Origin of the sequence: Bacillus sp. HSf4 (assembly GCF_029537375.1) — a bacterium.
Lineage (GTDB): Bacteria > Bacillota > Bacilli > Bacillales > Bacillaceae > Bacillus > Bacillus sonorensis_A.
In genome coordinates, this window is the sequence record NZ_CP120679.1 from 1,068,748 (window position 1) to 1,090,532 (window position 21,785).

The window sequence follows — 21,785 nt, forward strand, 5'->3', positions numbered from 1 at the left end:
AGCGAAGTCAGTGCACTTAAAACGCGAAATATCAGCTAAAACGAGCCCGTATATGAAGCCTCAATCCCCAGTTTTTAATGAAAAATCAATTTTTAGTACCAGGTAATAAAAAAAGTTGTTATAATAGAAAAGGAAAACCTAAAATCGACTACTACAATAAAGGAAGTGCCATATGTATCAGTTTATCGGTAATGCTGCAAAAGTGATTCTTTCTTTGCGCGGCGGAATTAAAGTATACAATAAGGAAAACCTTCCTAAAGATACGGGTTTCGTGCTGGCCTGCACACATTCCGGATGGGTGGATGTCGTCGCATTAGGAGTCGGCATTTTGCCTCATGAAATTCACTACATGGCGAAAAAAGAGCTTTTTGAAAATAAATTATCCGGTTCTTTCCTTTCAAGCATCAACGCTTTTCCGGTCGACAGGGAAAATCCGGGGCCGAGCAGCATCAAAACCCCGATTAAATTGCTGAAAGAAGGAAAGATCGTCGGCATTTTTCCGAGCGGGACGAGAACATCGGAAGACGTTCCTTTAAAAAGAGGGGCGGTCACGATCGCCCAAATGGGAAAAGCGCCGCTTGTGCCGGCGGCTTACAGCGGGCCGTCCAACGGAAAAGAGCTGTTCAAGAAAGGCAAAATGAAGCTGATCATCGGCGAGCCGCTCAATCAGGAAGACTTTGCTCAATATTCGTCAAAAGAAAAGCTGGCGAAAATGACAGAGGCTTTAAATGAAAGTATTAAAGGGCTTGAACAGCAGCTAAAGCAGATGTCATAAGAACATATTGCCAAGAAAGAACACTCCCTTAAATTGCGGGAGTGTTCTTTCTTGGGGAGTAACTTAACGTAAAGCCGTTTCTTCCAAAAACAAAAGCAATTCCCGCCAAAATGTCCGAGAGGCCTTGGCATCCGCCTCAGTGTTTCCCCCGTATACAACCTTTCGGCTCTGGCGCGCAGCGGTTGGAAAATAAGGGGGCCTGATATTGTGTCCGGCATTTTCAAAACTTAAGTGCAGAACAGAATGGGGGAAGCCTTTCTTGTTCAGCCGTTCGGCGACTTTTTTGCTCATGAGTGCCGATGGCCATACGGAATCATCTGTACTCGACGTGAGAAGGACGGGCCCATTGATATGTTCGGCTTTGATGATAGAGGGATGATCATCATTTACGTGACGCAATGCCTTTTGATAAAGGGAGAGAAAAGACTGCGGCCGCCCTGTTATTGTTTGTTTGATGAATGTCCACAGGGAAAGAATGCTGAAACACGGAAGAGATGCAAAGGTGAGCGGCGTTCTTCCAAAGCTCCAGGAAGATGTACGCCGGAGTTTTTTCAAGCCGACGCCTTGAAAGACGATCCCTCCCCCTACATGAGAAATCACAAAACGGCTCTCGTGGAAGTGAGATGCGATCAAAAGCGCCAATTCTCCCCCTTTTGACCGTCCAAATATTCCGATTCGGTCATGATTGATGCCATCATGGCGAAGAAGCCATGCGATGGCTTTTTGGAAGTATTCAAGCGGGATTTCCATCAGTTGTCCGGGAAGCTCTTTGTATTGAAAATAAGGAATCGCAAGCGTCGCATATCCGTAATTTGACAACATGCCTGCCAATGTTTCATCAAGCCCTCCGTCAGAGCCGCCTAAAACGATGATAACGGGCGGCCGGACAGCGTTATGAGGACGGAAAAAGGTTCCGTACCATCCGTTTTCCTTCACTTCCTGTCTGTCGATCGTTTCAGAAAGAAGCACCCGTTTCACTTCTTTGCGCAAGATGACGCATCCCTTCCGTTTTACCTCGATGCGGAAAACAGCAGGATGAACCGTTTTTTTCTCGAATGAGCAGGAAGACCCGACAGGCTGCATCGACCAGAAAAGTCCCATTTGATCTTGCACTTGATATGTGCCTTTTAGTGGAGTAGCCGCACCAGGATCAACTTCCCCGAGTGGATCGGCTTGAAAAACGGCGTGCGATCTCCAGTTGACGCCGGATTCATCCTCCGCTTGAACCATGATATCAATCATCTCCATCGGTGTGAGCCCGGTGACTTTGATCTCGATTTTTTCATCCCAACGAGATTCGGAAGGGGCGTGTAATACAGGCTGGGGGCTCATCAAGACAGCACTTCCTTTTCAAGTCTTGCATGAAACAATTCGACGCACTCCTCAATATAGTCTTCTGGTTGATCGTAGAATGCTTCCTTGAATGCGGGCAGATGATGGAACATGATGTATTGATTGAGCAGCCCGAAAAACATGCTGCTGAGAATGCAGAACCTTTCTTTTGAAATGTTTTGGCGGTTGTGATGCTTTGCCAAATAAGACGCTAAAAAGCGATTTAAACGCCGAGGAATTTCCATGATCAATTCAGAAATCCCGCTATCTTGTGTTGATTCCCTGAAGTAAACCCAAAAGACGCTGTCTTTTTCCAAATTTTCTTCGAAATAGGTTTCTGCGATCAATGTTAAATCCGCGAGCAGATTTCCGGTCAGATGTTCTTCAAGACCGCGGATAAAATCGTCCGTAGTGACATGTTGAATCACGCTTTCCCGGAATAAATTTTTTTTATTGCCGAAATGTCTAAAAAGGGTTAAATGATTGACACCTGCTTTTTCGGCGATTTCTCTGGTTGAAGCGGCTGTAAAACCTTTTTCTTTAAAGAGATTCAGAGCCGCCTGAATAATGCGTTCTCTCGTTAATTGTTTTGTCATATGTCTCTCCTTGAAATGTAATCGGATGGTTACATTTTAAAGGGAATTCGTGATGTAATCAAGTGGTTACATTTTTGATCAGCGGCTGATAAACACTATTTACACAATGTATATGTTTTCTATCGTATTGGAGGAACTGATATGAAATGGTATTTCAAAGCGTTGAAGAATTATATAGGGTTTCAAGGGAGGGCGAGACGGAAGGAGTTTTGGACATTTGCCATTTTCTCTTACTTGGTTCTTGTCATCTACGGTGTGATTAAAGGATTGATGAATCTTCCGTTAACTGGCACCGATTCTTTTCTGGGCGGACTTTATTTGATCGCCGTTTTTCTGCCGGCTCTGGCCGTTACTATTCGCAGGCTGCATGATACCGGAAAAAACGGAGGATGGATCTTCATCGTCTTTATTCCTCTCATTGGCATGTTGACTTTATTGATACTGCTTTGTCTAGACGGAGAAAAGGGAGAAAATCAATACGGGCCGAATCCTAAATGACCAAAAAAAGATGGATGTTCAGAATGAACATCCATCTTTATATTGTTATTCCGCTTCTTCAAGCAGCGGTTCAGCCGCTTTTTGGACCTCTACATATGAGACGTGGTGGCCGTCGATTTCATTAATGGTAAACTCGTATCCCTGTTCTGCGATCATGTCGCCCTTTTGGACGTCGTATTTCTGCGTCAGGAACCACCCGCCGATCGTGTCAACTTCTTCATTGTCCAGCTGGATGCCGAGCAGATCGTTGACCTGGTTGACCAGCACTTTTCCGTCGAGGATGTAGTGATCTTCATCGATTTTGCGGATTTCATTGATTTCGTCTATATCAAATTCATCGCGGATTTCACCGACGATTTCTTCGATGATATCCTCAACCGTAACCAGTCCGGCCGTTCCGCCGTACTCATCGGACAGAATGGACATGTGGACGCGTTCCCTCTGCATTTTGAGGAGCAGATCGTGAATCGGAACGGTTTCGATCACATGAATGATCGGGTTGATAAATTGCTCAATCGTGTCTTCTTTGGAGCATTCTCCGCTGATGCAGGCCGTCAGTATTTCTTTGACATTGACGACGCCGATGATGTTGTCCTTATCGCCGTCCTCGACGGGATAGCGCGTGTATCCTTCGGCTTTCGTAATGTCGATCATATCCTTGATTTTCATATCATGCGGAAAGCTGACGACTTCTGTTCTCGGAATCATGATTTCCTTGGCAAGACGGTCATCGAATTCAAAAATTTTGTTTACATATTTGAACTCGGACTGATTGATTTCGCCGCTTTTGTAGCTTTCTGACAGAATGATCCGCAGCTCTTCTTCCGAGTGCGCCATTTCGTTTTCCGAAACCGCTTCAAGGCCAAACGATTTCGTCAACAGCCTTGCTGATCCGTTCAGCGCCCAAATGAATGGAAACATGATGCGGTAAAACCAGATCAGGGGTTTTGCGAATGCAAAGGAGATCGCTTCCGCCTTTTGAATCGCCAGCGTTTTTGGTGCAAGCTCCCCGACGACAACGTGCAGGAACGTAATGAAGCTGAAGGCGATCACAACGGACACGATATGTGAAACAGAACTTGGAATGTTCCATTCGGTAAAAAGCGGTTCAAGCAGACGGGCGACCGTCGGCTCCCCGAGCCATCCAAGGCCGAGTGCCGTCAAAGTAATGCCGAGCTGGCAGGCCGATAAGTACTCGTCTAAATGCGTGATCACTTTCTTGACCGATACCGCTGTTTTGTTTCCTTCAGCAATCAGCTGGTCAACCCGCGAGCTTCTGATTCTGATAATCGCAAACTCAGACGCTACGAAAAATGCTGTCAAAGCAATTAAAACAGCAACAAAAATCAAATTAACTATTTCCAATTAGGACCTTCACTCTAGCGTGAGAATGAAGGTAACACCTCCTGTTTAGTAAAGATTAACTAAAGCAGCAGCAAAAATGACTGGATGACCGTCATTTTTTCAGGAGAAAGCCGGCTTTTGAGAATCTCCCGCTCATCGGGATTTAGCCGTTTCATTCTGTTTATAATCACGGAGATATTGTCATTGACATGATCAATTTCCGCCGTCAGGCTTCCAATTTCGTCATCATTCACTGTTGAAGAGGGAAACTGGTTTTCCAGCCGCATTTTGATGTCGGACAGGGCCAATCTCTGCTGCTTGCAGTCTGTAATAAATTTCAGCCGTTTGAGAGCAACTTCATCATAATAACGGTAGTTTGAACATGATCTGTCAGGCGTTAAAAGCCCGAGATTCGTGTAATAATCAACGGTCCGTTTTGTTACGCCTGCTGCAGCTGCTAATTCGCCAATACGATATTTCTCTGCCCCATCTGCATCCCTCCTCAACCATCACGTTATAGTTATAAAACATTTTAATATATTAGAAGCCGTTTATACAAGTTAATTGAATAAAAAAGGGCGAGAACATGATGCAGACCGCTTTATTTTTCTAAAAATTTGTGAAAATATTGTTAGATTTAAAGTTTAGACATTTGACTGACTCTTTTTTAATAAAGTAAGATAATAGTATATATTGGCTTGGAGGTGGTTTGATGGGGCCCTCTGCATAGTCATTCATACAGAACACACATCAGCCTTATTACGTGAATTTGATTTCATCAGGAGGTGACTCCTTATCCTTTTAGGGATAAGGTTAAATGGACGATATAGTTAGTCTGATTATCATCGGCGTTCTGATTGCTTTGACCGCTTTTTTTGTAGCATCAGAATTTGCGATTGTCAGAGTGAGGAGCTCAAAGATTGATCAGCTGATAGCGGAAGGAAATAAAAGGGCAGTTCGGGCAAAGCAAGTGGTGTCTGATTTGGATGAGTACTTGTCAGCCTGCCAGCTTGGAATTACGATCACTGCTTTAGGTTTGGGCTGGATGGGTGAGCCTACGGTCAGAAAGGTTTTGCATCCGCTCTTTGAAAGCCTGCATGTTTCAGATTCTGTTTCACATGCACTGTCGGTTGCCATCGCTTTTTGCCTGATTACATTCCTGAACGTCGTGGTTGGCGAACTCGCTCCGAAAACGATCGCGATCCAAAAAGCCGAACAAATCACATTGTGGCTGGCAGGACCGCTGCATTTTTTCAATGTTGTCATGTTCCCATTCATATGGGTGCTGAATGCGTCGGCCAGAGTGCTGACCGGATTATTCGGTTTGAAGCCCGCTTCGGAAAAGGATGAATCCCATACCGAAGAAGAGCTGAGAATCCTGTTATCAGAAAGCTACAAAAGTGGAGAAATTAATCCGTCTGAATATAAATACGTCAATAAAATTTTTGAGTTTGACAATCGGATCGCCAAAGAAATCATGGTGCCGCGCACAGAAATCGCTTCCGTCTCTGTGGATATGCCGATCGATGAGGCGCTGTCTGTGATGCTGAAAGAAAAATACACGCGTTGGCCCGTCTATAAAGGCGATAAGGACCATGTGATCGGCATGATCAACACGAAACAGCTGTTTACCGATATGCTGTTCATGTCGGACGCGGAGAAAAAGCGGCTGTCCCTTGAAGCCTACGTCCGTCCCGTCATTGAAGTGATTGACACCGTCCCTGTGCAAAAGCTGCTGATTAAAATGCAGCGGGAACGGATTCACATGGCGATTTTAACGGATGAATACGGGGGAACGTCAGGCCTTGTGACGACTGAGGATATTCTCGAAGAAATCGTCGGTGACATCAGAGACGAATTTGATGAAGACGAAACACCGCTCATTCAAAAGGTTTCCGAGCATGAGTACATCATGGACGGAAAGGTCAGAATCGATCAGGTCAATGAGCTGTTTGCCGATGAGATCCAGGAGGAGGAAGTCGAAACGGTCGGCGGACTCGTGTTGAAGGAAAATATAGATATAGCGGAAGGAGAGGCGGTTCATGTCGGCTCCTATACGATCACGGTGCTTGAGATGGAAGGCCGGCTGATCAAGCATGTGGAAATCAAACAGGAGCAGACGACAGAACACGTGGAGCTGGCACCGTCAAACCCGATTGTCGTAAACGAAATCACCTTGAGCGAAAAGTAGCTCAAGGTGATTTTTATGTTTGTAAGAAAAAAGACCCTGAGAGAAAAGGCATTTGAACAAGGGCATTCGTTCGTTTATAATGAGAACAAATGTTCTGTGTATAGGGGGGATGGTTGTGCTTTGGTATGAAAGCCTTTCCGAGAATGAAAAGAAAACGTATATGAAGCGAATCGAATTTCATTTGCGCAATTGGAAAAATTACAAAGCCGCCGTATTCAATTTGGAAAGGAGGATGGATAAGGAAGCGGAAAGCGGATTGATCAAAGAAGCGGATGTGAACGATCAAATCGCCTCGGAAAAAAGACTCTATCAATATTTGCTGGACGCCATGGAAACGGCTTTGGCCGAATTGGATGAGGTTGAGCGCACATTTATCGAATACCGCTATTTCCATAATTGGAGCATGGGCAAATGTGCAATGGAAATCGGCTGCAGTGAAAAAACGCTGTTTTTAATGAAAAAAGCGCTGTTGGACAAGCTGCTCGTCAGCTTGGTGGCGATTACGAATATTTAGGACGGGGCGGATTCGGGAATTCTTCAGTTTATTGACGGAATGTTGACGCGGCATGAGGGCTGCTTTCTTATATGATGATGAAAACAGGGGCAGGTGTATAGGAAAACCGGCCTTTGTTTCAACAAACTAAGGAGGAGAAAGAGCATGGATATTTCTGATATCGCACTCGTTCCGCTTGTCACAGGTTTGGTTCATACGGTAAAGATTTTGGGCGTTCAGAAACGATTTCTCCCCGTTTTTGCGATTATGTTCGGAATCTGGATTTCTTTGTTTTTGACATCGGGGAACTGGAAGGAAGACATGATGATCGGAACCTGGCTTGGATTGTCATCAGTCGGTTTTTATTCAGGCTCAAAAAACATTTTTAAGCCGTTGACAAAAGAGGAAATCGAACATGACGGCTGATTGGTCCCGGGAGGCATATGTGGAAGCAGCAAGCGGGGAAAGTATGACGATGATCGAATAAGGCTAAAGCGAAAAAAATCCATTTTGACGGAAAGCCAAAATGGATTTTTTTCGTCAGGCAGCGATCTTACTTGACATTCGTGGATTTTCCCCTGCCTTTAGGCGGGCGCAAATCGGAAACTCTATGCCGATCCTAAACAGCTGCTTCATTATATGACGCTCCCCGCCCAGAATCCCCCGATACATAAGCCAAGTGTGAGCAATATGTATGCTGCCGATGCCGAAAACCGTTTGGCGAGAATCAGCTCTACCGCTTCAACACTGAACGTGGAAAATGTTGTGAATCCCCCGAAAAATCCCGTGCCGACGATGATCGAGACCGCGTGATTGTCAATGCCAAGACTGACAAAAATGCCGAGGGCAAAAGAGCCGAGAATATTGATCAGCATAATGCTGACGGGGATGCGCGGCTTCGGCACCCTCGACATGATGATATTGCCGAGCCAAAACCTTAATAGAGATCCGATTCCGCCTGCAATCATAAAACCAGCTGCGATCATGATCCAAAACGCTCCTTTTTGTTTTCCGCTGTGCCGCCGATTCGTTTTCCTAACATAATGCCGAGCAATGCGAAGCATACCCCGCCGGCGAGAGACGCCGCCAAGTACATGATTCCGATCTCAGGGGCGGAGGAATGCAGGATCAAGACGGTTTCTTTGGAAAACGCCGACATTGTCGTATATCCTCCGCAAAAGCCGGTTCCTAAGCAAAGCTGGACGAGCGGTTTTTTCGCCCGAAACGAAAAAAAGCCTGTCAGCAGGCCGAGAAGCAAGCTTCCCGAGCAATTTTCGATAAAAGTCGCCCAAGGAAAAAAACCGGCTCCTGCATTCAAGTTTACTATATAACGAAGAAGTGAACCGAGTGCCCCTCCGATAAAAACAGCGAGATATTTCATGCTTTTCCTTCTTTCTTAAAATAATCGGGATAATCGGTGATGATTCCGTCAATCTTCCAGCTCTCTAACCGGCGGCCGGTTTTTTGTCCGTTCACCGTCCAGGCTAAAGCCTTTAAATCATGGCTGTGAATCGCGTTGATCAAAAACGGGCTGAGCCTCGTATGTTTTACGCTGACATAATCGGCAAAAGATGCGATGTGCCGAAGCTGACCGCGCGGCACCATGCCGAATCTCGGTCTGATCAAAACAGCGGCCGGGATGGCAGGATACAGCTTGTGCATCGTTTTAATGGCACCGGCATCAAATGATTGCACGATCGTCTTCATGGAAAATCCGAAACTGCTGATCAGCTTGCCGATGACATTTTCAATTCCCGGTTGTGTTTTAGAAGACTTGATTTCGATCAGAAGCCCCGTTTTTTGGTGATACTTTTCGAGAACCTCGTCAAGGATGGGAATGTTTTCGCCTTTAAAAGCGGGGCTGAACCAGCTTCCCGCGTCAAGCTTTTCGAGCTCGCTCATCGTAAACTGCCGAACGAAGCCCGCGCCGTTTGTCGTTCTGTCGACCCTGTCATCATGAATGACAGCAAGCCTGCCGTCTTTTGTCAACTGTACATCAAGCTCTATGAAGTCAGCCCCCAGCTCGCATGCTTTTTCAAAAGCGGCAAACGTATTTTCCGGTGCATAACCTGAGGCTCCGCGATGGGCGATGATATGCAAACATGTCAGCTCCTCTTCATAAAGTTCTTTCCATATCAAGGATACCCGAACAGGTGATGCAAGTAAAATTAAAATGGCGCTGGCAGTGAGCCCGCTTTGCTTAAAACGACAAGCCTCGGCAAAATTAGTGCGAAAGTTTCATTCGTTTCATTTTCAGATAATTTATAATGAAAAAAAGGAGGCTTAGCTGATGGGTAAAGGGAGAATAAAAGTGGAAGAACGGATTAAGATCGAAACCGATGCTGAAATGTTTAAAGCGACTCTCCTTGATCAAACACAGTCTCAGAAGAAAAAATAGCCGTGTTGACCCGAATCATTTGTCTCTTGGAAACATCAAAATCGAACAGTCAAACTCCGGGTGATTTTTCCCGGAGTTTTTTTATGCGGGGTTTGGAGGAAGGCTGTCTGCAGGGATTGTTTTAAAAATACAAATGGGTTACACTTGGCATGATTCTCCCCTGTACAATAAAAAGAGAAATTTTTCGAAGCTTTTAGTATAATGAATGCTTGATGAATGTGAATAAGGAGAGACAGCAATGTTTACAAAGTATATGACGATGGATTTCGCTGCTGAAATCGGGATCAGCATCGGGATTTTGCTTTTATTTTTCTTGCTTAGAAAAATATTCACGAAATACTTGTTCAACTTGATATTGAAATTAACGCATAAACCGAAAACCGATTTTTTCAATCAGGTGGCGCTCGCGTTTGAGAAGCCTGCGAGATGGTTTTTTGCGATTCTCGGTATTTATTTAGCCATTATTTACTCGCCGTTTTTCGAAGAGCATATGGCGATTATTCATAGGCTGTACAGAGTGTCCGTTGTTGTGATTGTTGTCAGCGGCCTCTACAATTTAACGGCAGCATCATCTGTTTTGTTCAACAAAATCTCGAAGCGGCTCGAACTGGATATGGACGACATACTCGCTCCGTTCCTGTCGAAAATTCTCCGCTTTATTATCGTGGCGCTCGGTATCAGCGTGATCGCCGGGGAGTTCAATTATGATGTGAACGGGTTTGTCGCCGGACTCGGGCTCGGCGGATTTGCTTTTGCACTTGCGGCGAAAGATACGATCGGGAACTTTTTCGGAGGAATCGTCATCATTATGGAGAAGCCTTTCACAATTGGGGATTGGATTGAAACGACCATCGTCACCGGAACGGTCGAGGATATATCGTTTAGAAGCACGAAAATCCGCACCGCGGGAGAGTCGCTCGTCACCGTTCCCAATTCGGTTCTGGCCAATGAAGCGATCAGCAACTGGACGAAGATGAGAAAGCGCCAGGTCACATTCTCGCTTGATATTGATCCGTCAAACCCGCGGGAAAAAGTCGAAAGATGTGTGGAACGGTTTAAAGACATGCTGAGGAATCATGAAGGAGTCCATCCGGAAGTGATCATGGTCAATCTTGAGGTGCTGAAGGATACGCATATGAGCATTTTCTTCAACTACTATACAAAGACGACGGTTTGGGCCGAAAACTTGGACGTCAGACAGGATGTGAACTACCGGATCCTTGAGATCATGGAAGAAGAACAGGTGGATTTTGTATCACCCGGCCACAGTCTGTTTGAATTAAAGAAGATGAAGGATCAGCAAGATCAAGCGTGATCAGCGGTTCATGAAGGGGGAGCGGCACATGCGGAGAGAAGCCGAGACATTTTTGAAATTGATCGAAAGCGCCAGACGTATCACCGTGTTAACCGGGGCCGGAATGAGCACTGAGTCCGGAATCCCGGATTTCCGTTCAGCCGGGGGAATCTGGACGGAAGATATGTCCAGAATGGAAGCGATGAGCCTCGATTATTATGAGCGTTATCCAAAGCTTTTTTGGCCGAAATTTAAAGAGCTGTTTCAAATGAAAATGACCGGATCGTATCAGCCGAATGCCGGGCACCTGTATTTAGCCGATCTTGAGCGGCAGGGAAAAGAAGTCAAAGTGTTCACGCAAAATATTGACGGGCTCCATGTCAAGGCGGGCAGCCGCCATGTATACGAACTGCACGGTTCCATCCAAACGGCGGCATGTCCTAAATGCGGAACGCGCTACGGACTTGAATACATTTTGCAGGATGAGGTTCCGAGATGCAGCCGTGTGAATGAAAACGGCAGGGAATGCGGTTTGATTTTAAAGACGGATGTCGTATTGTTCGGCGATGCTGTTCAGCATTTCGATACTTTGTTTGCAAGCCTTGATCAATCCGATCTGCTTCTGGTGATCGGCACCTCGCTTGAAGTGGCGCCCGTCAGGTTTGTTCCTGAGGAGGCCCACGGCATACCGGGTCTGAAGAAAATCATGATCAATCTGGATGAAACGGATGATGATTATTTGTTTGACCTTGTCATCCATCGTAAAGTCGCAGAATTTGTCAAAGAAATAAACGGATAAAAAGGCGTTCCATAGGGGGAACGCCTTTTTAGCGCAATGCTTTTTCCATCAAAGCGGTTTTCACGAAAAAGCCATTCGGGTTGACCACATCCTCTTCTTTGATCACCGCAAAACTGATGTTTTTAGGCAGTGAGGTCCGCACCAAGCAGCAGCTTTTTGCTTTGCCTTAGGTTGCGGCATGACGTTCGAAATACGCCAGAATGAATGTTCCCTCGCTTTTGGTGTGACAGAGAGCCGTGAAAAGACGAGAGAATCTACATTTGGCTGAACCGAGCGGAACTAAAACGGCTTGTTCTGGACCGTTTTGCACAGCTGTCTTTAAGGATTCCGCCGTTTCCGTCAACGCGCTGGAGGGAAACGGCAAGACAGCGATATTCGATCAGTTTGTGAATGACGGGAGCGTCTTGTTCACTGGCTGTTTTCACTTTCCATGTCATCATCATGTTTCCCCTTTCGTTAAACATCTAAAATAAAAAACGGTGGCATCCAGTTTTCCGTCTGCCGATTCTGCGTATCCGGGAATTCGTCCGGCCTCGTGAAATCCGAGTGATGCGTAAAGCAGGTTTGAAGGGTCGCCTTCTCTCGTATCAAGAACAAGCAGGGATCGGCCGTCTTGCTTCACCCTTTCGATCGCTTTTTGCATGAGTGCACGGGCGACGCCTTGCCGTCTGAAGGAGGGCGCTGTCATGAGCTTGCAGATTTCGGCTCTGTGGCGTCCGTTTTGTTTAGTGCAAAGGGCAACCTGGACACTCCCGGCAATTTCGCCGTTTTGTTTGGCAATCAACAAAATGACGTCCGGTGAGAGGACGGTTTTCCAGTAGCTTAAAGCCTGCTCATGATCAAGCGGCGGCAGAAAGCCGATTGATGCGCCGTCATTCACCACTTGAACGAGAAGGTTTGCCAATTGGTCCATATACGGTGACATCGATGTTACTTCTTCGATTTGCATTTCACAACACCTCGCCCCTTACTATAGCCGAAAGCGTTTTTTCGGCAAACAATGTGTCAGATTTGATGACAAATAAAAAAATCCCCTGCTAAAGGGGATCGTCATGCTATTCATGGACAGGTGTCATTGATTCATCAAGCGTGTCAAATGAATAGCCCATCTCTTTTAAATTGTTGATCAACAGCGGCAATGACTGAACGGTTGAAGGGATATCATGCAGCAAAATCACAATCGGCTGTTTTGACTGCCGTTTTTCGATGATGCTGAGCTGGTTCATGACTTCCGGAACGAACTTTTGGCTTCTGTATTTCCAATCCAGGCTGTCGATATTCCAGTCCCAATAAGTAAACCCGTTTTTCTTCAGAACCTTCTTTTGAGCTTCGGTCAGGGACGGCTTGCTGCCGTAAGGCGTTCTGATCAAATGGGTTTCAACCCCGGTAATGGATTTCAGCGTTTTTTGCGCCTGTTTCATTTCCAGATTGGGAGAATTGGCGTCTTTATAAAACTTTTTCTGGTCATGTGTCACTCCATGAAGCCCGAGTGAATGGCCCTGCTGCTTCATTTGGATTACGGCTTGTCTATGAACCTTCATGTTTGGTTCAAGCATGAAAAATGTCGCTTTGACATCATGTTCCGATAAGACTTGAAGCAGTCTTTGGCTGACCGCAGAAGGCCCGTCATCAAAAGTCAAATAAACCGTTTTCTGATTCTTTTTTTCTTCCGCCGCTTTTTTCTTTTCTTTTTCTTCTTTGCGTTTTGCTGCCTCCTGTTTCGTGCTCAGGTGATCCATAAGCTGACCTTGTGTCGCTTTTTTCAGCGGAATGCTGTCTCCTTCATGCCGCATCTGGCTGTTTTCGGACATTGTCAGCTCCTTTTTGCCGGGAGCTTCAGTTGACTGTGATAAATCCCAAACGTAAAGAAGGATCAGACACAAAATGACAAAACATGCTGTTTTCATCAACAGGTAGGTGACAGATGGGGAAGTTCTTTTGGAAACTTGGCGCATGTAACTCTCTCCGTATCATTTTTCGGCTCCATTATGTATATAGATTGCGAGTCTCATAAAATAATGGATCACAATGTTTAAGTATACAGGATTGGAAAGAAGTTGGATACCGGATTGGACGAAAAATATAGCAAATTTTTAGAGAACATGCTGAAATTTGCAGACTATGAGACTCGGAAAATTTTTGGAAATCTTGCACTATTTTGAACGGGGGCGACGTGTTAGAATGGAATGGAGAAAATCGAGAAACCAACAAAATAGCAAGGGGATGGAGAAATGAAGGTTCTTTTTAACGGCCGGCTCGTTGAACGGAGCGAATGTGCTGTTGATATCGAAGACAGAGGCTATCAGTTTGGAGACGGTGTTTATGAAGTGATCCGCATCTACAATGGAAGCTTTTATACGCTTGACGAACACATTGCCCGTTTTTACAAAAGCGCCTCTGAAATCGGTATCGTACTGCCGTTTTCAGAAACGGAGCTGAAAGGAAAGCTCAAAGAGCTTATTGAAGTCAACCAGGCTCAAGACGGAGGGCTCTACCTTCAGGTGACAAGAGGGAAGGCGCCGAGGAAGCACCAATATGAAGCAGGCCTTACCCCGCAGGTGACCGCCTATACATTCCCGATCAAAAAGCCTGAACAAGAACAGCAAAACGGCGTTTCCGCGATTACGGCAGATGATCTGCGCTGGCTGAGGTGCGATATTAAAAGTTTGAATCTGCTGTACAACGTGATGATCAAACAAAAGGCAAGCGAAGTGTCCTCATTTGAGGCGATATTGGTCCGCGACGGGTTCGTGACAGAAGGAACGTCTTCAAACGTATATGCCGTCAAACAAAACGTTATCTACACCCATCCTGCGACAAACCTGATTCTAAACGGGATTACGCGGATGAAGCTGTTGGAGCTGTTTGCGAAAAACGGCTGGAAGCACGAGGAAAAGGCCATCACAAAAGAAGAATTGCTGACCGCCGATGAGGTGTTTATTTCTTCAACAACATCTGAAGTGATCCCGGTCACTGTAATCGACGGACAGGAGATCGGCACGGGAACGCCCGGACCGCTTACAAAAGAAGTGCAAAAAGCAATGCAAAACAGTATTTTGGCAGAAACAGCAAAACCTGTGTAATAAAAAAAGCGCCGTCTCCATCTCTGGAAACGGCGCTTTTTTATGACTTGCGAAATCCGAACAGCACGGAAAAGAACGGTGATAAATACAGGAAGAACACAAACGGCAAATATTCAATGACAGGAACGCCGAGCGCGCTTGACATAAACGCGCCGCTGACGCCCCACGGAATCATTGGATTGATCAATGTTCCCCCGTCTTCAAGTGACCTTGATAAATGCTTCCGGTCAATCCCAAGCTGATCATACAGTTTTTTAAACGACTGGCCGGGAATCAAAATCGATAAATACTGCTCACCAGTCAACAAGTTCATGCCGATGCTTGATGAAACGGTTGAGAAAACGAGGCGGCCTTTTGTACGGATGCCGCGGATCACGCCTTCAAGAAGGCTTGTAATCAATCCCGTTTTTTCCATCAAACCGCCGAGCGCAAAGGCGATGATTATCAGGGAAACGGAGCCCATCATCGATTGGAGGCCGCCGCGGTTTAAAATATTGGCAACAGCTTCAGTTTCCGCTGAAAAAACAGGTCCTTTTTGCATCGCTGATAAAAAGGAGGAAATGCCTGCATCAGGCTGAATAAGCGCGGCAAGAATGCCCGCCGACACGATTCCCGCCGCAAGGGACGGAATGACCGGCATACGTCTGACGGCAAGCACAATCACCAAAAGAGGTGATAACAGCGTCCACAGGCTGATATCGACCGTGTTTTCAATCCCGCTGACAATGGCTTGAATATTATCCGTAGAGGCCGCGCCGATGGTAAGCGTGCGCCCCATGAAAAAGAAGAGCAGAATGGTCACCAAAAGTGCCGGAATCGTCGTGCCCATCATATGTCTAATATGCTTGAAAATCGGAAGTCCGCCAATTCCAGCGGCAAAGTTTGTCGTATCAGACAAAGGGGACATTTTATCGCCGAAACAGGCGCCCGAAATCACGGCCCCTGCCACCCATGTCAATGGCACACCCGCCGCCTGGGCGACGCCGATCAAGGCGACGCCGATCGTGCTGACCGTCGTAAAGCTTGAACCGACCAGTGAACTGATGATCAGGCAGCTGAATAAAGCCGTCAGGAGCAGATAATGCGGTTCGACCAGGTTTAACGCGTAAACCGTTACGGTCGGAATCGCTCCGCTATATTCCCAAACTCCGATTAACATGCCGATTAAAGAAAGGACGATAATCGGCTGTACGCCATTTTGGATTCCGGAGACGATGCCGCTTTCGAGCTCCTTCCAGGAATAGCCCTTAAACACGCCCACGACCGCCAAAAAGCCGACGCAAATCAATAATGGCACATGCGGTTCGGCGTGAAAAACAAACAGGCATGTAAAAATGACCGCTAAGATGACAACAAATAATAAAGCCGATATGGAAAACGATAAGCGTTTTTCGTTTGACAAATCATACACCTCATTAGAAAAAATATCAGTCTTTAATCCTTTTATGCTTTTGTGCGTAAACGTATTATAACAGAAAAATAGAAGATATACTTAAATTAAAATATTTCAAAAACTTTTCGTGTGTGCGGGCGTATTTTTGAAAGCGCTGACTTCTTTAGATATAATAGGCTTATAGAAAGGTTTTTAGCGTATGCCTGTATTGAATAGATGAAAAATAGGGGGAAATGCGAGATGTCCTGCACTGCCAAAAAAAGCCGATTTTTAAATGAAGAAGCAATCTTGATGGAAAATGAATATTTGGAGGCTGTACTTGTGCCGGGATGGGGGAGCAATTTGATTTCCCTGAAGTGGAAGCCCGGCGGATTGAGCTTGCTGAAAACGCCTGAAACAAAGGAAGAGTATGATGCCAACCCTTTTTTATTCGGAATCCCGATCCTTTTTCCGCCAAACCGGATCGACCAAGGAAGATTTACATATGACGGAAAGACCTATCAGCTGCCCATCAATGAAAAACCGCTGCAAAATCATCTGCACGGATTTCTTCATGATAAAAAATGGACGCTGACAAAAGCGGAGGCCGATGATCAGAAAAGCATGGCGCAGACGGTGCTGCATGCGGACGAGCATCCCGACATTCAAAGCATCTTTCCCCATTCGTTTTCGATCGTCATCACCTACAGGCTGGAAGGCAAACAATTGCAGATGGATGCTTCTGTTGTCAACCACGGCAAAGAACCGATGCCGCTCGGCCTTGGATATCACACTTCATTCCGCTATCCGTTCAATGAAAAAGGAGATAAAGCGCAATGTCTGTTTTCCCTGCCGACTGAGAAACAATGGGTGCTGACAGACCGGTTGCTGCCGACGGGTGAATATCATGTGACAGAGGAATTTAAGACAGGGAGAACCGCGGCTGGAGAAAGGCTGGATGATATTTTCGCGGCTGAAGTGGATCAGGAAGGAAACAGCACCGCGGACATTTGCGACCGCCTTGCCGACATCCGCCTGTCATATCAGTGCGACAGTCATTTCAAACACTGGGTCGTGTATAACGGGACATCTGACGATTCAGACCTGCTTTGTCTGGAGCCCTATACATGGATGACCAACGCCCCGAATCTTGATCTGCCGCATGAGGTCACAGGCTTTCAGGCTTTGGGACCGCGGGAGGAAGCTGTTATGAAAAGCAAAATTATAATCGGCGGAGTGTGACACTTCGCCGTTTTAAAATGTTTTCTTTTCAAGGATAAATTCTGTACGGGAAACGTGCTTTCCCTGTCTCCAATTCAATTGCACGGTGACTGTGCGGCCGTCGAATTCGGATTCCTCCATATTTTCCAGAAAAGATACGGATTCCTCTTTTCTTCCTCCGCCGGGCAAAACACCGCCGGAATAGTCGCTCATCGCCGTTTCAATTTCGGAGCTGAGGGCCGTTTCATCATCAAATTTCACAACGAATGTTTCCAAATACGTATCATCCGGTTCGCCGCCTGTCCAATATAAATCTCCGCTGTACCCGTTGTCGCTTTTTTTTATGACCGCCTCCCAATTCCCGTCAGCGCTCTTCCCGGTCCATTTGGGATATTCCGTCATATAAAAGCCGATCAGCTTGCCGCCGTAGTAAAGAAAGCAAAAAGCCATTAAAAGAGCCGATGCGAACAGAAGCGGCCGCTTGTATTCCTGTTTCATGCATTCACCGCCTAAAAAAGTTCCGCTTTATTATAAAGCAGAACAGGCAAAAAAATAGACATGTTATGAAATTTAAGGAAACGGATGCGGGTGCGGGTTCAGCTGTTCGGATTGAAGCGGCTCTGTTGTATAGCCGAGTTCCATCGGAACCGTAAGCACCCTCTCAAGCCCAGACAACCGGGTGAGGGAATGCCCGAATGTCATCGGCAGCATGCCTGGAATCAGGACTTTCACGCAGGACAGTCCGCTTCGTTTGGTCACAGGCGACGTCTGATCAATGACGATCACTTCAAGGTTCAGGCGGCGGAATGTTTCGAGCAGATGACGAAGATCTTCCGTTAAATCAAGGGTTTTCTTTCTTTCTTTGAAGGCTTCGCTAAATGTTTGCGGCGGGCGCGTTTGCTCCAATAAAAACCGGAGGCGTTCTTCGGCTTCCGGCAAGCCGTACAGCATGCTGTGATCCTGCATTTCCCGGACCAAAAAAGGATTGTGCAGCATCGCTTCGTATTTATCCCGGCTTTCTTCAAGGTGACGGTCGTGCTTCAGCATCATGCCCGCCAGCTCATGAAGGGCGCTTTTGACCGCTTTGACAGGATCGGGATGCGCCCCGGCAGAACAAATAAGGTTGAGCCCCTGCCGCTTGCTGTTTTTGGCGACGGCCCAAATGCTTGGGATGCCGTGTTCCATTGTCGAATTAAAGACATACAGTTCATATCCGGCGACTCTGCGAACCCGATTGACCATCAGCTTCAATTCCAGATCTTCGCACGACTGAATATCTAGCTGCCTTAAGGGGAGCCGCCCATACCAGGTCATTAAAAACGAATCCCTTTCAGCCACTTCCAATATGCCATGGAAAATCGCTTCTTCCAAACTTCCGCCGATTGCACAGCCGTTGGACGTTTCATAGACGAAGGCGTCTTCCCGGCCGAGACTGTAATAGGCGAGCGATTCCGGAACCAATATCGGCCGTTCTTGTAAAAAGGAATAGCCCCAAACCCAATGGAGCGGCCGTTTTGGATGAAACGGCCGGAAAGGAAAGCCGGGCTGCCGATACTGATTTTCGTCATGCAAGCCCGTTTTCACTGGATCAAGTGCACGGTCCTTTACATTGAAATAGCAGTCGTGAACGATTGTTCTTTTGCCGAGCGGTGCAATTCCTGAATAACGCTCCAAACCTTCCAATAGAGCGGTTAACTCGCTGTTTTCATATGAGTGACTGCGGCCGCCGACACCTTCATGTCCCGTCCATAGAGGCATGTTAACGATCATATCGGCAAAGGGCAAGATCGCGTCGTACATTTTGCCGTTGAAAATCCCTGTCCGCTGGTCGAGAAGGCCTTTTCCGAGCGTTTGCTTTAATTCGTCAGCCTCTTTGACGCGAAAGCTTTCCGGGCTCGTTTTTGGATTTGGCTGAAGCGCGATTTTCGCCGCCTCCTGTGAGTCATCAGCCATCACGCTGCAGATCGTGCACAGCGGGTCAGGTATAAAAGAGTGAAGAGAACTCTCTAATGTGTTTAAATTGATCAATAACAGCGTTTGTTTCAATTGGCTGGTATCGCCTCCCATGATCCTGTCGATTTCATTGCAGATGAAAAGGGCTATATGGCGCGCTCCAGTCTTTGATACCCAAGGATCGCGGACGGCGTCTCGGTTGTTTTGCTCGAGCTCAAGCATTTCCCTGCTGTCCGGGGCAGCGATAAACCTCCTCTTATCAGCGCATTGCGAACACCCTGATTCGTTCGGATCAATGAGTGGTCCAATCACGCCTTCGCCAAATGTTGCGAAAGCGCGGAGCCAGGGGATGCCGGCGGGCCTCAATCTGTTCTCGGCCTCCCGATAGAGTAAAGGACGCGAAGCATCGTGAACAACAATGGCGAATGCCGTTCCTTCGGGTACTCCAGCATTAAAATCAGGCTGGCGGGTGAATGTGTAATGAGCGGCCAAACGGTTGGATACAGCTTCTGCAATTACGCCTTCACCAACAAGCAGCATTCTCTCTTTCATCAAGCCTCCTCCTTTTTGATGCGTACAGCATAAATGCCGGCGAGATTTTCTTGCAAAAAAGGTTCTGCCGGCAGATCGTAGACGAAGAGCTGTAAACCGCTGCGCTTGATGTTTTGACATGCCGGCTTTAGGGCTTGCGGGGGATCCTCAAAAGCAGGAATCTCCAGCTTCATTTCGTTTTCTTGTAAAACAACGGCCGTTTCCTGCAGCGGATTGATATCCATCAGTGCCCGCTTGAGCGCCTCCCTGAACGCCAATGTCAGATTGAGCCCCGGACTTCCGTACCAGAGGTCATCAACGCCCGCCCATACAACGGGAAAGCCAAAAACGTCCTCCCCTATGCCGAGCGCGGGGGTGCCGTGCATCATGGACAGTATTTCGAGATAGTAGGCGGCATGCGTATCTTTTACAGCACCCAACTGGCTTAGCTTGATCGTTTCTGTTCCGCTAATTTGTCTCTGTGTGAACTGATCATCCAAACATATCTGCATTCCTCTTGATACGCCTTCGGCAAGCGTTTCCCCGGCGCCGATTCCGTATTGTCCTATCTCTTTGAGGTAAGGGCCCGCAAGTCTTGACATATACATTTCAATCCCGGTCAGGCCTGCATCTCGTCGTGCTTCTTCATGTGTTAAACCGGCGCACACCGTTTCAGGCAAAAGTTCGGCCGGTCCGGATGACAAGGGATCAGCGGCTTGAACAATGCATTGTGACAAGGGCAGCTGCTTTACATGTTTTTCTTCCCACAGGTGAAAAATCCCCGCTGTTGTCGATGTCAGGTCGCTGAATAACTGAAATAACCGGCCGTCCCGGTGCTTCGTTTCCGCCTTTTCTTCAATATCCTCCAGCAATTCAGCCTCAGCTCCGTCGAAGTTGATGAGCGGGTGGTCAAGAAACGGATACCAAGCCCCTTCAAGCGTTTTAAAGTCAAGAAGATACATTTCATGCCGCTTTTCCGGCGGCGTAAGTCCGGTGACCATTTTGAACAATTCAAAGGAGAGAACGTTTGTCAGGATGTCTGTTCCCGCTGAACAAAAGGCTTTCGATTCCCGATTTTCATGAAGGGCACTACGGTGTACACGCCGCCATGCCGCCTCCCAAAAAACACTTGAATCAGGCGGTATAACAGGTCCGAGAAGACCAACCTGCTTGAGGCAGACTGCCGGAAAAAATCCTTTTTGCTCTTGTTTGCAAACCGTTTCCAATTCGCGGAGATTTTTTGAGTCTTCACCTTCTCCGACATACAAAATCCAATCCATGGATGGCACGGCTTCCCGCCAATTTCCGTTGGGGATCATTTCAATCTTTGCATCGTCTTTTTGCTTCGATTTTTCGATGGCGGTTTTCAGTTCTTCACTTTGATCAGTTGCATCAAGGTAAATATTGACGAAACCAGCCTCTGCAAGCGATTGAATCAATGGCACAACACAGGAGAGCGCACCAAGCACCAAGACTTTTGTCTCGCGGCATAGCTGAAAGCGATAAGCTCCCGAATCCTTAAAGCTTTCAATAAATTCGATCTGCGGAGCGTACGTTTGCAGCAACCCGCTTTCCAACTGATGGGGCCGGTCCTTTTCCACATTCCGGACAAATCCGTGTTGATACAGCATATCAGCGATCTCATACACCCTATTTTTGTACGGGGCCGACAGCCCGTTTGTTAATTCGCCGAGCGTATAATCGCCATTGAACATCGGCAGCAGTTTTTCAATCCATTGATCAATTGAAGCGCCTTTGATACGAAACGAACCGGAATTATGTTTAAAATACACAGCTCCATGCGGATCGGGAAGGTAACGTGTATCTTTCTTCACTTTCAGACGAGCGGAAGCGGTCAATTGTGTCATGCTGCCTCCTCCTTAGAAGATGTAAAAATCATACATA

General features: G+C 46.7%; 24 protein-coding genes. 10 read left to right on the forward strand and 14 right to left on the reverse strand.

What is annotated here, in order from left to right; genetic code table 11:
- The first annotated feature begins 172 nt into the window (after positions 1 to 172).
- Positions 173 to 775 (forward strand): lysophospholipid acyltransferase family protein, encoded by a 603-nt coding sequence (locus P3X63_RS05390; RefSeq protein WP_026586209.1) that lies wholly within the window; start codon positions 173 to 175, stop codon positions 773 to 775.
- Between the two features lie 63 nt (positions 776 to 838).
- On the opposite strand, the gene P3X63_RS05395 is transcribed toward P3X63_RS05390, so the two are convergent.
- A complete protein-coding gene (locus P3X63_RS05395) occupies positions 839 to 2,107 on the reverse strand; it encodes an acyl-CoA thioesterase/bile acid-CoA:amino acid N-acyltransferase family protein (RefSeq protein WP_277692891.1) in 1,269 nt (422 codons plus the stop codon).
- On the reverse strand, positions 2,107 to 2,703 hold the full coding sequence (locus P3X63_RS05400; RefSeq protein ID WP_026586211.1) for a TetR/AcrR family transcriptional regulator: 597 nt from the start codon (positions 2,701 to 2,703) through the stop codon (positions 2,107 to 2,109). Before P3X63_RS05400 ends, P3X63_RS05395 begins: the two co-directional genes overlap by 1 nt.
- Positions 2,704 to 2,844: 141 nt before the next feature.
- On the opposite strand from P3X63_RS05400, the gene P3X63_RS05405 reads away from it, so the two are divergent.
- A complete protein-coding gene (locus P3X63_RS05405; protein ID WP_026586212.1) occupies positions 2,845 to 3,201 on the forward strand; it encodes a DUF805 domain-containing protein in 357 nt (118 codons plus the stop codon).
- A 45-nt stretch (positions 3,202 to 3,246) separates the two neighbouring features.
- On the opposite strand, the gene P3X63_RS05410 is transcribed toward P3X63_RS05405, so the two are convergent.
- Both P3X63_RS05410 and P3X63_RS05415 read right to left on the reverse strand, forming a co-directional pair.
- The gene (locus P3X63_RS05410; RefSeq protein WP_026586213.1) at positions 3,247 to 4,566 is read right to left on the reverse strand and encodes a hemolysin family protein; all 1,320 of its coding nucleotides are present in this window, start codon (positions 4,564 to 4,566) and stop codon (positions 3,247 to 3,249) included.
- A gap of 59 nt (positions 4,567 to 4,625) precedes the next feature.
- Positions 4,626 to 5,051 (reverse strand): Cu(I)-responsive transcriptional regulator, encoded by a 426-nt coding sequence (locus P3X63_RS05415; RefSeq protein ID WP_026586214.1) that lies wholly within the window; start codon positions 5,049 to 5,051, stop codon positions 4,626 to 4,628.
- A 311-nt stretch (positions 5,052 to 5,362) separates the two neighbouring features.
- Between P3X63_RS05415 and P3X63_RS05420 the strand changes: the two genes are divergently transcribed.
- From P3X63_RS05420 to P3X63_RS05430, 3 genes are all read left to right on the forward strand, one after another.
- Positions 5,363 to 6,736 (forward strand): hemolysin family protein, encoded by a 1,374-nt coding sequence (locus tag P3X63_RS05420; protein WP_077737126.1) that lies wholly within the window; start codon positions 5,363 to 5,365, stop codon positions 6,734 to 6,736.
- 115 nt (positions 6,737 to 6,851) lie between these two features.
- On the forward strand, positions 6,852 to 7,250 hold the full coding sequence (locus tag P3X63_RS05425) for an RNA polymerase sigma factor (RefSeq protein WP_026586216.1): 399 nt from the start codon (positions 6,852 to 6,854) through the stop codon (positions 7,248 to 7,250).
- 144 nt (positions 7,251 to 7,394) lie between these two features.
- Positions 7,395 to 7,655, forward strand: a complete 261-nt coding sequence (locus P3X63_RS05430) for a hypothetical protein (RefSeq protein WP_026586217.1) — start codon at positions 7,395 to 7,397, stop codon at positions 7,653 to 7,655.
- Positions 7,656 to 7,864: 209 nt separating this feature from the next.
- On the opposite strand, the gene crcB is transcribed toward P3X63_RS05430, so the two are convergent.
- Genes crcB through P3X63_RS05445 form a run of 3 tightly spaced genes read right to left on the reverse strand, consistent with a single transcriptional unit; the run spans position 7,865 to position 9,329 of the window.
- Positions 7,865 to 8,215, reverse strand: a complete 351-nt coding sequence (crcB, locus tag P3X63_RS05435; protein ID WP_026586218.1) for a fluoride efflux transporter CrcB — start codon at positions 8,213 to 8,215, stop codon at positions 7,865 to 7,867.
- Positions 8,212 to 8,610 (reverse strand): fluoride efflux transporter FluC, encoded by a 399-nt coding sequence (locus P3X63_RS05440; RefSeq protein ID WP_026586219.1) that lies wholly within the window; start codon positions 8,608 to 8,610, stop codon positions 8,212 to 8,214. The genes crcB and P3X63_RS05440 overlap by 4 nt, the downstream gene beginning before the upstream one ends.
- The gene (locus tag P3X63_RS05445) at positions 8,607 to 9,329 is read right to left on the reverse strand and encodes a glycerophosphodiester phosphodiesterase (RefSeq protein ID WP_077737125.1); all 723 of its coding nucleotides are present in this window, start codon (positions 9,327 to 9,329) and stop codon (positions 8,607 to 8,609) included. Before P3X63_RS05445 ends, P3X63_RS05440 begins: the two co-directional genes overlap by 4 nt.
- Before the next feature lie 190 nt (positions 9,330 to 9,519).
- On the opposite strand from P3X63_RS05445, the gene P3X63_RS05450 reads away from it, so the two are divergent.
- The 3 genes from P3X63_RS05450 (at position 9,520) to P3X63_RS05460 (ending at position 11,720) form a co-directional block, all read left to right on the forward strand.
- Entirely contained in the window at positions 9,520 to 9,627 is a 108-nt protein-coding gene (locus P3X63_RS05450) for a YhdX family protein (protein ID WP_003180159.1), read from the forward strand.
- Positions 9,628 to 9,865: 238 nt separating this feature from the next.
- Positions 9,866 to 10,942, forward strand: coding sequence for a mechanosensitive ion channel family protein (locus tag P3X63_RS05455; protein WP_026586221.1), 1,077 nt, complete (start codon positions 9,866 to 9,868; stop codon positions 10,940 to 10,942).
- A gap of 28 nt (positions 10,943 to 10,970) precedes the next feature.
- Positions 10,971 to 11,720, forward strand: coding sequence for an NAD-dependent protein deacylase (locus P3X63_RS05460; RefSeq protein ID WP_277692564.1), 750 nt, complete (start codon positions 10,971 to 10,973; stop codon positions 11,718 to 11,720).
- A 254-nt stretch (positions 11,721 to 11,974) separates the two neighbouring features.
- On the opposite strand, the gene P3X63_RS05465 is transcribed toward P3X63_RS05460, so the two are convergent.
- From P3X63_RS05465 to P3X63_RS05475, 3 genes are all read right to left on the reverse strand, one after another.
- Positions 11,975 to 12,163, reverse strand: a complete 189-nt coding sequence (locus P3X63_RS05465; protein ID WP_277692565.1) for a hypothetical protein — start codon at positions 12,161 to 12,163, stop codon at positions 11,975 to 11,977.
- The gene (locus tag P3X63_RS05470; protein WP_277692566.1) at positions 12,160 to 12,669 is read right to left on the reverse strand and encodes a GNAT family N-acetyltransferase; all 510 of its coding nucleotides are present in this window, start codon (positions 12,667 to 12,669) and stop codon (positions 12,160 to 12,162) included. The genes P3X63_RS05465 and P3X63_RS05470 overlap by 4 nt, the downstream gene beginning before the upstream one ends.
- A gap of 106 nt (positions 12,670 to 12,775) precedes the next feature.
- Positions 12,776 to 13,675 carry a polysaccharide deacetylase family protein gene (locus tag P3X63_RS05475; RefSeq protein WP_026586225.1) on the reverse strand — a complete coding sequence of 300 codons (900 nt, stop codon included), beginning with the start codon at positions 13,673 to 13,675 and terminating at the stop codon, positions 12,776 to 12,778.
- Positions 13,676 to 13,951: 276 nt separating this feature from the next.
- On the opposite strand from P3X63_RS05475, the gene dat reads away from it, so the two are divergent.
- Positions 13,952 to 14,803: a D-amino-acid transaminase gene (gene dat, locus P3X63_RS05480; protein WP_026586226.1), complete on the forward strand. Its 852-nt coding sequence runs from the start codon at positions 13,952 to 13,954 to the stop codon at positions 14,801 to 14,803.
- A gap of 40 nt (positions 14,804 to 14,843) precedes the next feature.
- Here the strand turns inward: dat and nhaC are convergent, their stop codons facing one another.
- Positions 14,844 to 16,205 (reverse strand): Na+/H+ antiporter NhaC, encoded by a 1,362-nt coding sequence (gene nhaC, locus P3X63_RS05485; protein ID WP_277692567.1) that lies wholly within the window; start codon positions 16,203 to 16,205, stop codon positions 14,844 to 14,846.
- A 231-nt stretch (positions 16,206 to 16,436) separates the two neighbouring features.
- Between nhaC and P3X63_RS05490 the strand changes: the two genes are divergently transcribed.
- On the forward strand, positions 16,437 to 17,417 hold the full coding sequence (locus tag P3X63_RS05490) for an aldose 1-epimerase (RefSeq protein WP_026586228.1): 981 nt from the start codon (positions 16,437 to 16,439) through the stop codon (positions 17,415 to 17,417).
- Between the two features lie 12 nt (positions 17,418 to 17,429).
- Here P3X63_RS05490 and P3X63_RS05495 read toward each other — a convergent pair whose 3' ends face one another.
- The 3 genes from P3X63_RS05495 to P3X63_RS05505 form a co-directional block, all read right to left on the reverse strand.
- A complete protein-coding gene (locus tag P3X63_RS05495) occupies positions 17,430 to 17,894 on the reverse strand; it encodes a DUF4944 domain-containing protein (RefSeq protein WP_026586229.1) in 465 nt (154 codons plus the stop codon).
- 72 nt (positions 17,895 to 17,966) lie between these two features.
- A complete protein-coding gene (locus P3X63_RS05500) occupies positions 17,967 to 19,901 on the reverse strand; it encodes a TOMM precursor leader peptide-binding protein (protein WP_277692568.1) in 1,935 nt (644 codons plus the stop codon).
- Positions 19,901 to 21,748 carry a putative thiazole-containing bacteriocin maturation protein gene (locus P3X63_RS05505; RefSeq protein ID WP_277692569.1) on the reverse strand — a complete coding sequence of 616 codons (1,848 nt, stop codon included), beginning with the start codon at positions 21,746 to 21,748 and terminating at the stop codon, positions 19,901 to 19,903. Before P3X63_RS05505 ends, P3X63_RS05500 begins: the two co-directional genes overlap by 1 nt.
- Positions 21,749 to 21,785 lie beyond the last annotated feature (37 nt).

What these genes read in the sequence shown, in the direction of transcription:
- P3X63_RS05400 (WP_026586211.1), bottom strand. Translation starts at nt 2,703, where the DNA reads ATGACAAAACAATTAACGAGAGAACGCATTATTCAGGCGGCTCTGAAT.
- P3X63_RS05495 (WP_026586229.1), bottom strand. Translation starts at nt 17,894, where the DNA reads ATGAAACAGGAATACAAGCGGCCGCTTCTGTTCGCATCGGCTCTTTTA.
- P3X63_RS05455 (WP_026586221.1), top strand. Translation starts at nt 9,866, where the DNA reads ATGTTTACAAAGTATATGACGATGGATTTCGCTGCTGAAATCGGGATC.
- P3X63_RS05395 (WP_277692891.1), bottom strand. Translation starts at nt 2,107, where the DNA reads ATGAGCCCCCAGCCTGTATTACACGCCCCTTCCGAATCTCGTTGGGAT.
- P3X63_RS05390 (WP_026586209.1), top strand. Translation starts at nt 173, where the DNA reads ATGTATCAGTTTATCGGTAATGCTGCAAAAGTGATTCTTTCTTTGCGC.
- P3X63_RS05475 (WP_026586225.1), bottom strand. Translation starts at nt 13,675, where the DNA reads ATGCGCCAAGTTTCCAAAAGAACTTCCCCATCTGTCACCTACCTGTTG.
- P3X63_RS05440 (WP_026586219.1), bottom strand. Translation starts at nt 8,610, where the DNA reads ATGAAATATCTCGCTGTTTTTATCGGAGGGGCACTCGGTTCACTTCTT.
- P3X63_RS05505 (WP_277692569.1), bottom strand. Translation starts at nt 21,748, where the DNA reads ATGACACAATTGACCGCTTCCGCTCGTCTGAAAGTGAAGAAAGATACA.
- crcB (WP_026586218.1), bottom strand. Translation starts at nt 8,215, where the DNA reads ATGATCGCAGCTGGTTTTATGATTGCAGGCGGAATCGGATCTCTATTA.
- P3X63_RS05430 (WP_026586217.1), top strand. Translation starts at nt 7,395, where the DNA reads ATGGATATTTCTGATATCGCACTCGTTCCGCTTGTCACAGGTTTGGTT.
- P3X63_RS05450 (WP_003180159.1), top strand. Translation starts at nt 9,520, where the DNA reads ATGGGTAAAGGGAGAATAAAAGTGGAAGAACGGATTAAGATCGAAACC.
- P3X63_RS05470 (WP_277692566.1), bottom strand. Translation starts at nt 12,669, where the DNA reads ATGCAAATCGAAGAAGTAACATCGATGTCACCGTATATGGACCAATTG.
- P3X63_RS05465 (WP_277692565.1), bottom strand. Translation starts at nt 12,163, where the DNA reads ATGATGATGACATGGAAAGTGAAAACAGCCAGTGAACAAGACGCTCCC.
- P3X63_RS05490 (WP_026586228.1), top strand. Translation starts at nt 16,437, where the DNA reads ATGTCCTGCACTGCCAAAAAAAGCCGATTTTTAAATGAAGAAGCAATC.
- P3X63_RS05405 (WP_026586212.1), top strand. Translation starts at nt 2,845, where the DNA reads ATGAAATGGTATTTCAAAGCGTTGAAGAATTATATAGGGTTTCAAGGG.
- P3X63_RS05460 (WP_277692564.1), top strand. Translation starts at nt 10,971, where the DNA reads ATGCGGAGAGAAGCCGAGACATTTTTGAAATTGATCGAAAGCGCCAGA.
- P3X63_RS05500 (WP_277692568.1), bottom strand. Translation starts at nt 19,901, where the DNA reads ATGAAAGAGAGAATGCTGCTTGTTGGTGAAGGCGTAATTGCAGAAGCT.
- dat (WP_026586226.1), top strand. Translation starts at nt 13,952, where the DNA reads ATGAAGGTTCTTTTTAACGGCCGGCTCGTTGAACGGAGCGAATGTGCT.
- P3X63_RS05420 (WP_077737126.1), top strand. Translation starts at nt 5,363, where the DNA reads ATGGACGATATAGTTAGTCTGATTATCATCGGCGTTCTGATTGCTTTG.